The sequence below is a fragment of the Arthrobacter sp. FW306-07-I genome (assembly GCF_021800405.1).
GTDB lineage: Bacteria > Actinomycetota > Actinomycetes > Actinomycetales > Micrococcaceae > Arthrobacter.
The window spans coordinates 1,972,671-1,984,908 of the sequence record NZ_CP084550.1 but is presented as its reverse complement, the minus strand read 5'-3'; the positions used below and the strand labels follow the sequence as shown (position 1 = coordinate 1,984,908).

General features: G+C 62.6%; 11 protein-coding genes and 2 pseudogenes. 8 read left to right on the top strand and 5 right to left on the bottom strand.

Going from position 1 to position 12,238, the window contains the following annotated elements:
* Nucleotides 1-31 precede the first annotated feature (31 nt).
* Nucleotides 32-1,429: an IS30 family transposase gene (locus LFT46_RS09130; protein ID WP_168225705.1), complete on the top strand. Its 1,398-nt coding sequence runs from the start codon at nucleotides 32-34 to the stop codon at nucleotides 1,427-1,429.
* 7 nt (nucleotides 1,430-1,436) lie between these two features.
* Here LFT46_RS09130 and LFT46_RS09125 read toward each other — a convergent pair.
* A pseudogene (locus LFT46_RS09125) lies at nucleotides 1,437-2,024 on the bottom strand (IS3 family transposase); the annotation flags it as partial.
* A gap of 259 nt (nucleotides 2,025-2,283) precedes the next feature.
* Between LFT46_RS09125 and LFT46_RS09120 the strand changes: the two are divergent.
* Nucleotides 2,284-3,333, top strand: a complete 1,050-nt coding sequence (locus LFT46_RS09120; RefSeq protein WP_236821892.1) for an IS110 family transposase — start codon at nucleotides 2,284-2,286, stop codon at nucleotides 3,331-3,333.
* A 20-nt stretch (nucleotides 3,334-3,353) separates the two neighbouring features.
* On the opposite strand, the pseudogene LFT46_RS09115 reads toward LFT46_RS09120, so the two are convergent.
* A pseudogene (locus LFT46_RS09115) lies at nucleotides 3,354-3,632 on the bottom strand (transposase); the annotation flags it as partial.
* On the opposite strand from LFT46_RS09115, the gene LFT46_RS21340 reads away from it, so the two are divergent.
* Nucleotides 3,555-4,010: an RHS repeat-associated core domain-containing protein gene (locus LFT46_RS21340; RefSeq protein WP_442863692.1), complete on the top strand. Its 456-nt coding sequence runs from the start codon at nucleotides 3,555-3,557 to the stop codon at nucleotides 4,008-4,010. The pseudogene LFT46_RS09115 and the gene LFT46_RS21340 overlap by 78 nt on opposite strands.
* 175 nt (nucleotides 4,011-4,185) lie before the next feature.
* Here LFT46_RS21340 and LFT46_RS09110 read toward each other — a convergent pair whose 3' ends face one another.
* Together LFT46_RS09110 and LFT46_RS09105 are read right to left on the bottom strand one after the other, a co-directional pair.
* The gene (locus LFT46_RS09110) at nucleotides 4,186-4,590 is read right to left on the bottom strand and encodes a hypothetical protein (protein ID WP_236821891.1); all 405 of its coding nucleotides are present in this window, start codon (nucleotides 4,588-4,590) and stop codon (nucleotides 4,186-4,188) included.
* 74 nt (nucleotides 4,591-4,664) lie between these two features.
* Nucleotides 4,665-5,863 (bottom strand): IS3 family transposase gene (locus tag LFT46_RS09105; RefSeq protein ID WP_236821890.1). Its coding sequence is split into 2 segments (ribosomal slippage): nucleotides 4,665-5,596 and nucleotides 5,596-5,863, totalling 1,200 coding nucleotides; the frame shifts between segments, so codons are not numbered across the junction.
* A 980-nt stretch (nucleotides 5,864-6,843) separates the two neighbouring features.
* Here LFT46_RS09105 and LFT46_RS21260 point away from each other — a divergent pair.
* The 4 genes from LFT46_RS21260 to istB all read left to right on the top strand — a co-directional run bounded on the left by LFT46_RS21260 (nucleotide 6,844) and on the right by istB (nucleotide 9,903).
* Complete coding sequence (locus tag LFT46_RS21260; RefSeq protein ID WP_336885565.1) at nucleotides 6,844-7,113, top strand: hypothetical protein; 270 nt, start codon at nucleotides 6,844-6,846, stop codon at nucleotides 7,111-7,113.
* On the top strand, nucleotides 7,032-7,286 hold the full coding sequence (locus tag LFT46_RS21255) for a hypothetical protein (protein WP_336885554.1): 255 nt from the start codon (nucleotides 7,032-7,034) through the stop codon (nucleotides 7,284-7,286). Before LFT46_RS21260 ends, LFT46_RS21255 begins: the two co-directional genes overlap by 82 nt.
* 128 nt (nucleotides 7,287-7,414) lie before the next feature.
* Nucleotides 7,415-9,091, top strand: a complete 1,677-nt coding sequence (gene istA / locus LFT46_RS09095; protein WP_011691636.1) for an IS21 family transposase — start codon at nucleotides 7,415-7,417, stop codon at nucleotides 9,089-9,091.
* Nucleotides 9,088-9,903, top strand: a complete 816-nt coding sequence (gene istB / locus LFT46_RS09090) for an IS21-like element helper ATPase IstB (RefSeq protein WP_011691635.1) — start codon at nucleotides 9,088-9,090, stop codon at nucleotides 9,901-9,903. Before istA ends, istB begins: the two co-directional genes overlap by 4 nt.
* 52 nt (nucleotides 9,904-9,955) lie before the next feature.
* Here istB and merA read toward each other — a convergent pair whose 3' ends face one another.
* On the bottom strand, nucleotides 9,956-11,398 hold the full coding sequence (merA, locus tag LFT46_RS09085) for a mercury(II) reductase (protein ID WP_011691634.1): 1,443 nt from the start codon (nucleotides 11,396-11,398) through the stop codon (nucleotides 9,956-9,958).
* Between the two features lie 172 nt (nucleotides 11,399-11,570).
* On the opposite strand from merA, the gene LFT46_RS09080 reads away from it, so the two are divergent.
* The gene (locus LFT46_RS09080) at nucleotides 11,571-11,960 is read left to right on the top strand and encodes a heavy metal-responsive transcriptional regulator (RefSeq protein WP_031216440.1); all 390 of its coding nucleotides are present in this window, start codon (nucleotides 11,571-11,573) and stop codon (nucleotides 11,958-11,960) included.
* Nucleotides 11,961-12,238: the final 278 nt, after the last annotated feature.

The following is a 12,238-nucleotide window of genomic DNA, read 5'->3' as shown; positions in this document are numbered from 1 at the left end:
TCGAAGCAACACCTGGTCACGGAGGTGTTGGATGTCGGTTCGCAATCGTCAGAAGCAGGTACGGGCGTATAGGGGGCAGATCCCTTCGCCGGGTCGGCCGTCGGTGGCTTGGCGCGAGGACAGGGTGCGGTTCTGGGTCGCGATCGCCTCTGGTGCGAAGACCCGGGACGCCGGCGTTGCGGCAGGCGTGTCAGAACCGGTGGCGCATCGCTGGTTCCTGCACGCTGGCGGTGTGAATCCTCAGCTGGCCCCGACACTGTCCGGGCGGTATCTGTCCTCGAACGACCGTGAGGACATCGCACTGTGGCGTGCGCAAGACTGCGGGGTGCGGGAGATCGCTCGCCGGCTGGGGCGAAGCCCCTCTACGATCTCGCGGGAGCTGCGTCGGAACGCGTCGACGAGAACGTACCGCTTGGACTACAAGGCCTCGACGGCGCAGTGGCATGCCGAACGACGAGCCCGCCGTCCAAAGACCGCGAAGCTGATCACGAACGAGGGCCTCCGCGATTACGTCAACGACAAGCTCAGCGGACACGTCAGAGCCGGCGGAGGAGAACGTTTGGGGCCGGTCGGCCCGGTCTGGGACGGGAAGAACAAACCGCATAGGGAGGACCGCGAATGGGTGAGGGGGTGGAGCCCTCAGCAGATCGCGAAACGTCTGCCGGTCGAGTTCCCGGATGATCCAACGATGCGGATCTCGCACGAAGCGATCTACCAAGCCCTTTACGTTCCGGGCCGGGGCGGACTGACCAGGCAGCAGGCGTGGCACCTGCGCCGGGGGCGCACGAAACGCACACCAAGAGCGCGAACACGTCAGCAAGCCTGGGCGCATGTCACCGACGCCACAACCTTGAAGAAGAGACCCGCCGAAGCCGACGAGCGGAAAGTCGCAGGCCACTGGGAAGGAGATCTCATCATCGGTCTCAACCGGTCAGCGATCGCGACTCTGATCGACCGCACGACGCGTTTCGCCATGCTCGTTCATCTGCCTCGGCAGAAGGGTTACGGCCTGGTCAAGCCGACAAAGAATGGGCCTGCATTGGCTGGCTACGGGGCGGTCACGATGAAGAACGCACTCGTCCGGACCTTCGAGGTGCTGCCGGCGGATCTGCGCCGCTCCCTGACGTGGGACCGTGGGAAGGAGATGTCCGCGCACGCCCTTCTGACGCAGGAAATCGGGTTGCCGGTCTATTTTGCCGATGCGAAGAGCCCGTGGCAGCGCGGGAGCAATGAACATCTCAACGGGCTACTTCGGCAGTACTTCCCGAAAGGCACCGACATCTCTCGCTGGAGCACTCCAGAGATCCAAGCTGTCGCCGACATCATCAACAACCGGCCGCGCGGCGTCTTAGGATGGCGCACTCCAGCGGAAGCCTTCGCGGACCAGCTAAGCTCAGTCCCAATAGCAACTGTTGCTTCGACCGGTTGAATACGCCCTGGGACCCGCGGTCCGAGTGGACCACTGTCCCTGCCGGGCGGCGTGAGCGCACCGCGTTCTCCAGTGCGGCGACGGCCAGCGAGGACTTCATTCGCGAGTCCATCGAGTAGCCGACGATCCTGCCGGAATAAACGTCCTTCACCGCGCAGAGGTAGAGCTTGCCCTCTGCGGTGGGGTGTTCGGTGATGTCCGTCAGCCACAGTTCGTTCGGCGCTGCGGCGGTGAAATCCCGATCGACCAGGTCGTCGTGGACCGGTGGCCCGGGTCTGCGGTTCAGGCCCCGCTTCTTCGAGAACACCGACCAGATGCCGTGGTCCCTGCACAGCCGCTGGACCCTGTTCTCACCCGCCACGATGCCCTTCTCCGGGAGCTCGTCGGCGATGAACCGGTACCCGAATGCAGGGTCGTCGGCGTGGATGTCCAGGGCGGCGTTGACCAGGTGCGCATCGACCCAATCGCGTTCCGTCACCGGACTGGCCCTCCACCGGTAGTAGCCTTGCTTGCTGAATCCCAACACCCTGCAGGTCACCGCCACGGGAACACCATCGGCGGCAAGATCCGTGACCAGCGGGAACATCTGTAATGGTCATGTGCCGGCCGGAGGCTGGCTGGCAGGCTGGTCCCGGAGATCGGTGTGTGACTCAGGGTATATGCGACCCGCACTGGTGTGGTGTCTTGAAAATGACTCGTCCGCGCCGTTCTCCGGGCACCGGTCTGCCCGCCGCGGATGACCTGATCAGAAGACTGTCCACCTTTGGGTGTGACCCGTTACAGATGCGTCTCCGAAGCGATCCCAGGCAGGCTCCTGCCACCTGTCCGGTTCACTAGAAGAGGGAGAACGCATTATGGCGATCATTGCCGAGGAATTTGAGTTCGTCGTCGGAGTCGACACCCATGCCCGCACCCACACTTTCACAGCTGTTCATGCCTCGACCGGTGCAGTGGTCGACACCGCGGCGTTCCCGGCTACCTCCGCGGGGATGGACCGTGCGATCACTTGGATCCGGCGGCGCACAGGCGGGGAGAGGGTTTTCGCGGCCGTCGAGGGCACGTCTTCCTACGGTGCCCGGCTCACCCAGGTCTTGCTTGCCGCTGAGATTGAGGTTGGCGAGGTCAGGCCGCCCGCCCGTGCCTCGCGTGCCCTTACCGGCAAATCGGATCCCATCGACGCCGAAGCCGCGGCCCGATCCGTCCTAGGGCGCCCGCGGGACCAGGTGATGGAGCCACGCGCCGCCGGAACTAGGGCCGCGATCAGGATTCTGCTCGCCTCACGGTCCCTGCTGGATCACCAACGCACCGCAAACCGCAACGCCCTCACAGCCCTGCTCCGCGGCACCGACCTCGGAGTTGACGCCCGGTCATCCCTGCGGGACGCACAGATCACCACCATCGCAGCCTGGCGCACCTCAAACAGCACCGACCCCGTGATCCGGATCGCCCGCGCCGAAGCCAAACGACTGGCCCTGGCCGTCAAAGACCTCACCGGCCGGCTCGCCGAAAACCACAAAACACTGGCGCAGCTCACCGACGAACTGGCGCCAGGTCTCCAATCCATCCCCGGCGTCGGACCCGTGACAGCAGCCATCATCACCTGCGCCTACTCCCACCACGGACGCATCCGCTCAGAGGCAGCCTTCGCCGCACTCGGAGGCGTCGCGCCACGCCCGGCCTCCTCCGGCAACACCACCCGGCACCGACTCAACCGATCCGGAGATCGCCAGCTCAACCGCGCCTTCGACGTCATCGTCCGCACCCGCATGAGCTTCGACACCGCAACCAAGGACTACGTGACACGCAGCCGGGCAACAGGGAAATCAAATCGGGAGATCCGCCGGAACCTCAAACGCTATGTCTGCCGCTCCATCTTCCGCCAACTCCAAACCATCATGGCTTGACAGACCCCATAGAAGAGTCATTTTGGGTTGATGTCCCTGGCCAGATAGGCAGCCGCCCGGCGCAGAATCTCGTTCTCCTGCTCCAACAGGCGGTTCCGCTTCTTCAGTTCCCGCATCTCGGCCGACTCCGCCGCCGCCGGGCCGGCACCGGATTCCTTACGGTCCGCGATGGCAATCCAGCGCTTGAGCGTCGTGACTGAAAGCCCGAAGTCCTTCGCAATCTGCGCCAGCGGCGCCTCGCCCTTCCGGGCCACATCAATAACATCCTGGCGGAACTCCGCCCCATAAGCCGTGGGCATGCTCAACATCCTTCCACGAGCACAAGCTCGCTAGGTCAAGGAGTCAACAAAACCGGGGGCAGTCCCAAATTCGGCGCCCGCTACTACAACCCAACAATCGGTCGCTTCACTCAACCCGACCCCAGTACACATGAAAGCAATCGTTATCTGTATGCACTAGCCTGCCCAACCAATAACCGTGACCCGTTAGGGCTTGACACCATCAATGAGCTGGAGTGTATGGGGTCCTGGACTATGGCAGCGGGAAGCGTAGTGGTGCTCGCGGGCCTCTTCCTGACCACTGCGGGACTGGGCGATATTCTTTGGGGGAGTTTCGTTATGACAGTTTCAGTCCCGCTTATGTTTGCGGCCTGTGATGAATCGAGGTGGGTACCCTAATGCTCTATATATATGCTGTATTTACTGTAATGGCAGCCTTTCTTGCCTTGATTTCTGCTTCCACACTTGGGCATGTTGGCTGGTCAGTCATAGCAGTCGGTAGCGCCCTCGCTTTTGGTTTGACGCTCAGGAAGCGCCAAAGAAACCCAAATTGAGCACATCTTAGAGGTGAGTTTCATCGGGAACTAGACCCGCTTTGTGTAGGGCGGTTTATTTGAGCCATCAGGGATCGGTTGACTTTGTGGGCTGCCTCGAGGTCGGCTGAGAGTGTTTCCACGCTGTGGCGTAGTTGATGCAGTTGTTGAATGGTCTCGCTGGCTTGCCGGGAGAGGATGTCGTTTTGGTCTGTCAGTTCTTGAACTCGGATGGCCTGGGAGTAGGCGTCGGTGCCTTCGATGCGGTCTCCGAGTAGTTCGGAGATGCAGCGTTGTTGCCGCTCTAGTTCGTGGCGGAGCCGTTGGTTCTCCCAGCGCAGAAGTTCGCGTTCGACCTGGAGTGAGTTCGTGGTTGGGTTTGGTGTTCGTTCTGCTGTCGGTTCAGCAGGGGTGCGGCTGGTTTGCGCTTTTCTGACGTGTTCCATGAGGGGTGGTTGGCGGACGAGCCAGGGGCTGACGCCGGCGCGGCTGGGGTTGCCCGCAAATCGTGGACAGTTGATCAGGCGGCTTGTGCCGGCTGAGGTTGTGCTGTGGAGAGCAGTAGCTCGTGCTCCACAGGAGTGTTGAAGCCCAGAGCTGAGTGCAATCGGACGCGGTTGTAGAACTCCTCGATCCAGCGCCCCGTGGCCATGATCGCGTCGTGCCTGGTTGCCCAGCGGCGGCGGTCGTAAAACTCGGTCTTGAGCGTGGACCAGAACGATTCTTGCATCGCGTTATCCCAGCACACACCGGTTCTGCCAACGGATTGGAGAATGCCCAGCTTGTCGCAGACGTCGTTTAGTTGGGCGCAGGTGTACTGGGTGCCGCGGTCGGCATGGAACACGACACCGGCCGGGCCGCCGCCGCGCAGGACGTAAGCCATGCGCAGCGCGCGTTCCACCAGGCTGGCCGTCTGGACCGAGTCCATCGCCCAGCCGATCACCCGCCGGGAGCAGGCGTCCCTGACAGCACACAAATACACCCAGCCCTCGCCGGTGCGAAGGTAAGTGATGTCCGAGATCCAGACCGCGTCCAAGGTCCCGGTATCCCACTTCCTGGCCACCAGATCCGGAATGGAGTGCACCCGGACCTCCCCGACCGGAGGCACCGGACGGAAACGGCGCGGCGAGATACCTTCCAAGCCTTGCCAGCGCATGGACGCCGCAACGGTCTTCCGGTCAACAGCGGTCCCATTCCGGGCCAACTCCGCGCAGATCCGGGGCGCCCCATACGTCCCGCATGACTTCACATGCGCCTTTCGGACCTTCACATCCAGATCCGCCCGCTCCGCGGCGCGAACCGTGGCTTCTGAATAGACTCGTTGGCGCCAGGCATAGAACCCGGACCGGGACACCCCTAAGAGCCGGGCCATCCGCTGGACGGGATAGTTGGCCTTCTCGGCCTCCATCAGTTCGAAGCATTCCGATTCTGCTGCTTGGAGGCGAAGAAGGCTGCGGCTTTTCCCAAGAACTCGTTATCCATCCGCAACTGCGCATTTTCCCGGCGCAAACGCTCCAGCTCCGACTTCTCCGTTTCGGCCGCCGCGAACTCCTCCGGAGCCGCCAAACGCGCCCTCTCCTGAGCCACCCACCGGCCAAGCAACTGCTCACCCAGACCCAGTTCGCGGGCCACCGGCGCGACCGGCCTGCCCGTATCAATCACCAGACGCGCAGCCTCCCGCCGATACTCAGGAGTGAATTTACGTCGTGTCGTGCTCACAAGAACACCTTCCCGCAGAATCCCAGGATCCCGCTACTTCAGGTGTCCACCAACAGAGGCTAACCCCAAAATCTTTATTATCGGCTCTTGATGGGGCGGGCAGAAGTGGTGCGGCCCTGACCCTGAGTCGACTGCAATGCGGGGCGGGGATCAGTTGCCAAGCGCGCGGAGCATAGGGCCGTAGCATGGTGTGCCGGACCGGGACATGGAGCCTAACCTGTACACCTCGCGCACTCAACGGGTACATTCAGCAGTGTGATGGGCGACCTTGGCCCGTCTTCCTGGGCTTGTTACGTGGCCCGAGGAACAGCTGCTGTAGTCCCACGGCGGCGCCCACGCAGAAGCGAAAGGGCCACCATGGCGTCTTCGCAAGTGCAGGATCTGATTGGTCACGCGGGTCCAGCCAACCTGATTCGCCTCGATTGCCGCCGGACCGCCAAGGCGTTGGACTGGGCAGCGTGACCTTCCTGGATTCTTCCGCCTGGGGCCGAAGCTCCTCAAGCCTTCGAGGCCAACAATGACTGGCTACAGTGAAAGCCAACAATCGGGCTCGGCGTTTCAACCGCAGCCGCTCCGGTGCCGGCAAAGTGGGCATCAGGAGGCGCTGCAAGTATCCTCCGTCGACGCCGTACGGACCCTCCCGACGTCCGTGGTTGAAGTCACCTACACCTGCACGGCGAGTGCGCTGCCCTTCACCCCACTTGCCGACCTTGTTGAGGTGGCCTGCGTTCTGCACCGCCCCGGCGGAACACCTGACGTCCTGACATTCGACGGGCATTTCGTGCACTGCGGCAAGCCCCTGAGCACGGGCAGCACAGAAATGCGTACCGTGCGGCACACATGGGTGACGGGAACATGCCAGAAGCACTCGGAATCTACCTCGACACAAGAGTGCTGCGCTGCGACTGCGGCTTCCGGATGGAAATACCCGACCAAGGCAACGACACCTTTGCTTAAGCACTTGGACAAAGGAGAACCCAATGACTATCCGGCTCAATCCCTACCTAAGTTTCAACGGCTACGCCCGTCAGGCGATGGAATTTTACAAAGAGGTATTCGGCGGCGAGCTCACAATCACCACCTTCGCTGAGTTCCAAGCCGACGAGAATCCAGACGAGGACAACCTCGTCATGCATGCTCAACTTGTGGCGCCTTCAGGGATGACCTGTTGGCGTCAGACTCAGCGGATCGAGCCGACTACCCGCCGGGCAACACCGTTAGCCTCTCGCTTGAAGGCGATGATGAAGTAAACCTCGGGAAGCACTGGGCACATATTTGCGGGGGTGGAACCGTGACGATGCCCTTGGAGAGGGCCCCGTGGGGTGATGCCTTTGGTATGTGCATGGATAAATTTGGCATCTCTTGGATGGTGAACATTGAAGGTCCGCGAAAGACGACCGAACAGGTGAGTATGACAGTCTGATCGGAGCCCACTAGGACGGCCCGAACGGTACCCACCAGCCGGACATGCCGAACCTAATGACGGCTTGAATGGTACCCACCTGTGAACGTTGATCCATCCAGTGTTGGATCGACGACGGGAGGGCCGGGATGGGGTCAAGAGTGGAGTTGTTCGCGCAGATTCGGAGGGATGCCCGGGTGGAGGGCGCGTCAATCCGGGAGCTTGCCCGCAGGCACCAGGTGGCGCGGAAAACCGTGCGTAAGGCGTTAAGTTCCCCGGTCCCGCCAGAGCGTAAAACTCCTGTACGGTCCTCGCCGCGGCTTGATCCTTATAAACCGACGATCGACGCCATGCTCGTCGAGGACACGACGGCGCCGAGGAAGCAGCGTCACACTGCCCGGAGGATTCTTGCCCGGCTCATCGAGGAGCATGGAGCGGACGAGTTGTCGTATTCGACGGTGCGTGACTACGTTCGGGTCCGCCGGGCGCAGATCGATGTGGAGGCCGGCCGCCGGGTTGAGGTATTTGTTCCTCAGGAGCACGCCCCGGGCGCGGAAGCGGAAGTGGACTTCGGTGAAGTCTGGATCGTGCTGGACGGGGTAAAGACGAAATGCCACATGTTCATCTTCCGGCTTTCTCACTCCGGCAAAGCCATCCACCGGATTTACCCCACCCAGGCCCAGGAAGCGTTTCTGGAAGGCCACGTCGAGGCGTTCAACGAGATCGGCGGCGTGCCGGTCAAACATATCCGCTATGACAACCTCACCAGTGCCGTCAGGGCCGTGGTGTTCGGTCAGGGGCGGAACCGCCTGGAGAATGACCGGTGGGTGTTGTTTCGCTCGTTCTATGGATTTGATGCCTTTTATTGCCAGCCAGGTCTTGCCGGCGCTCACGAGAAAGGCGGGGTCGAGGGCGAGGTGGGCTGGTTCCGCCGCAACCGGCTGACCCCGATGCCCGTGGCGAGGTCCCTTGATGAGCTCAACGACTGGATCCGGAGCCGGGAGGTTCAAGACGATCAGCGGCGGATTGATGGCAGGATCCGCACTATCGGCCAGGACTTCGCCGCCGAGCGCCCGTTCCTGGCACCGTTGCCGGCCGACGAGTTCGATCCCGGTCTGGTGTTGAACCCGAGAGTGGACCGGTCCTCAATGATCACCGTGCGGATGGTGAAGTACTCGGTGCCAGCACGGTTCATCGGTCGGCGGGTCCGGGTTTCATTGCGGGCATCCGAAGTTGTGGTGTTCGACGGCCGCGCGGTGGCGGCCCGGCACCAGCGGATTATTGCCAAGGGCGGGCAGTCGGTCCAGTTGGACCATTATCTGGAGGTCCTCAAGACCAAGCCCGGCGCTTTGCCTGGTTCCACTGCTTTGGCCAGGGCGCGGGAGTCGGGTGCTTTCACCAGCGCCCATGACGCCTTCTGGTCTGCCTCGCGCAGGGTCAACGGTGATGCCGCGGGGACCCGTGAACTGATTGACGTCCTGCTGCTGCACCGATCGATGGAAGCCGAAGACATCGAGGCAGGGATCACCGCAGCCCTTGGAGTAGGTGCCGTCAGTGCCGACGTCGTGGCGGTTGAAGGCCGCCGACATGCCTCCAGCATCCCTGCTGGTGGGTCCCGTCCTGACCGTCATCGCGGTGCTCATGCTGAAGCGAAAGTGCAACGAGTTGTCAGCCTGACCCAGCGCCGGCTGATGGACCCGGCGGCGGTCATCGCCGGGCTCCCTCCAGACAAGCGGCCGCTCCCGGCGATCAGCGCCTATGACGAGCTGCTGGCCAAACGCACCGAACACTCCGCAGGAACCGCGTCGAAGGAAAACATCTCATGAGCCCCACCGCACCGGCCACCACCATCACCCCAACCCTGCGACGGCGCCGCGGTCTGACTGAGCAGGCCGCGGTCGCGGCCGTGGACCAAGCATGCCGCCGATTGCGCCTGCCCACCATCCGGGCGGTTCTGGACGAAGCTCTGACCGTCGCGGGGAAGGAACAACTCTCTTACCAAGGCTTCCTGGCCGAGCTGCTGCTGGCCGAATGCGATGACCGGGACCGTCGCTCCTCAATCCGACGCGTCAAAGCCGCGAACTTTCCCCGGGATAAATGGCTCGGTGATTTCGATTTCGACGCGAACACGAACATCAACCCCGCTACCATCCATACCCTCGCTACCGGCGAATGGATTCGAAAAGGTGCACCGCTATGCCTGATCGGGGACTCCGGAACCGGCAAATCCCACCTGCTTATCGGGCTGGGCACCGCCGCGGCGGAGAAGGGATACCGGGTCAAATACACTTTGGCCACCCGGCTCGTGAACGAACTCGTCGAAGCCGCCGACGACAAAGTCCTCGCCAAGACCATCGCCAGATACGGCCGAGTGGACCTGCTCTGCATTGACGAGCTCGGCTATATGGAACTGGACCGGCGCGGCGCCGAACTCCTCTTCCAGGTCCTCACCGAACGCGAAGAGAAGAACTCCATCGCCATCGCTTCCAACGAGTCGTTCTCCGGCTGGACCAAGACATTCACCGACCCGCGCCTCTGCGCCGCGATCGTTGACCGGCTGACGTTCAACGGCACCATCATCGAAACCGGCACCGATTCCTATCGCCTCGCCCACAGCCTGACAAGGAACGCGCACTAAAAGGTAGCCGCGGCCGCCCGCCCCACGAACACATAGGTTGTCGTTGACCACTTCATGCCGCGCAACAGGACAGTTTGGAGACGTCAGTAGTGAAGGACTGGGCTGCTATCTTGATGCCTTCGGCCATGGTCAGATAGGGGCTCCAGAGATTCGCGACCTGATCAACGGTCATCCCGGCCTCCAGAATGTAAATCCCTGCGGCGGCGATGTCCCCGGCGTCCTTACCCACGACAGTGATCCCTACAATCCGACCCGTGTCCGCGTCGGCAACGATCTTGATGAAGCCGCGGGTATCACGGTTCACCAGCGCGCGAGGGATAAATTTGAGCGGCAGAACCCGGCACATGCACCGGATCCCTGCCTGGTTCGCTTCCTTGTCCGTCATCCCGACAGCGGCCAGGGCAGGGCTGGTAAACGTGACCCGGGGCAGGTGCCGGTAATCGACCTCACGCCCGGCACCCTCAAAGGCGTTCTCCACCATCAGGGCCCCGTGCGCGGCGGCGACATAAACGAACTCCGGGTGACCCGTCACATCACCCGCGGCCCAGATCCTCGGATTAGTACTGCGAAGGCTCCCGTCGACCAGGACTTCCCCGCGGTCCCCGGTTTCAACGCCGACCATGCAAAGGTTCAAATCCTCCGTGACCGGGCGCCGGCCTGTTGCCATGAGCAGGCGCGCGGCCCTGAATTCCTCGTTTCCTCCTGAGACGGAAGCATCCACGACCACGTCCCCCGACACCTCATCGGTCCGGACCGAGGACGCTGTCGCTCGACGGACGACCCGGATGCCCTCATCGGCGAAGACACCGGCGAGGGCATGCCCGGCTTCAGGCTCTTCGGCCGAGGCGAGCTTGGACCGGACCAGGATGGTCACCTCCGTGCCGAGCCGGGCGAAAAGCTGCGCCTGCTCCAGCGCCACATACCCGCCGCCCACCACCAGCATCGAAGCGGGAACGTCCTGCAGCTCCATCGCACTCGTGGACGTCAGATAATCCACCTCGTCCATTCCCGGCACTTCAGGGATCCAGGGGGTGGAGCCGGTCGCGACCAGGTAGTGTTCCGCGCTGACTGTCTCGGTGGTTCCGCCCGGGGCGGTGATGTTCAAAACCGGTGCGGCTGCGGTTCCGGCGAACACCGCCGTCCCCCGCTGCAGGTTCCATCCATAGCCCGCGGCGAGATCCACATACTTCTCTGACCGCATGGATTCGACCAGTGAGCGCTTCCCGGCGACCAGTTCGGGCATATCCACCGGCTCTGCGGAGGTGCTGATACCGGGGAACCGTCCGGAAGCATCGAGGGCGACATGGCGGGCTTCCGCGGCGGCCAGCAGGGCCTTGGACGGGATGCAGCCCGTGTTCACGCACGTGCCTCCCACAGTGCTGCGCTCCACCATCAACACCCGCTTGCCACGGCTGGTTGCCCGGATGGCCGCAGCGAAAGCAGCCCCGCCGGAACCGATAATGGCCAGGTCATAATCGAAAGATGCTGCCGACACGAGGGACTCCTGAAGATGGAAGGGAAGCAGCCGCCAGCACACCTGTTGCTCAACCGACCGCCATGTGCAGCCTTCAACCGAAGACCAGCTCTGCATCCCATTCTCAACCTTCCCCTACACTCGAATGTCAAGGAATCGCCGTCCTGGCCGCCTGCTAAGAAATGAGTTCATGATGCGTATCGGTGAGGCCGCGGCAGCGGCAGGGATGACAACCAAGACGCTGCGTTTCTACGAGGACAGCGGGCTTCTCCCGGCAGCGAAAAGATCCTCTAACGGCTACCGGGACTACCATGACGACTCCGTGGCCAGGCTCGAATTCATCCGCCGCGGACGGGCCGCAGGCCTCGCCCTGACCCAAATACGCGAAATTCTTAGCCTCCGTGACGCCGGAGAAGCCCCCTGCGCCCACGTCCAAGACCTTCTCTCCAACCAGCTGGCCGAACTGGACCACCAGATTTCTGAACTAATGGCGCTGCGATCCATCGTCGCCGGCCTTCACGCCACTGCCGCGTCCGGGACCGACGCAAGCTGCGATCCCGAACAAATCTGCAGCTACCTCTGACGCACTACTCCGCCAGACGCCAGCTTCCAACAACCGGGACCCCGGGTATCGTCCCAACCCGCGGCAGTGTTTTCACAGACCCAGAAACCACGCCAAGAACCCCTAGACACCCTCACAACATCATCCCCGGACGTCCGACGGGTGGGTACCGTTCGGGCCGTCCTAGTGGGCTCCGATCACGTTGACACAATCAAACAGGATGACACCGATGATGAAGATTAGAGGAAGGTCGGGGCCTACTCGAGGCTGGATGAGGGAGGCGGCCATGCGCTTGGCGG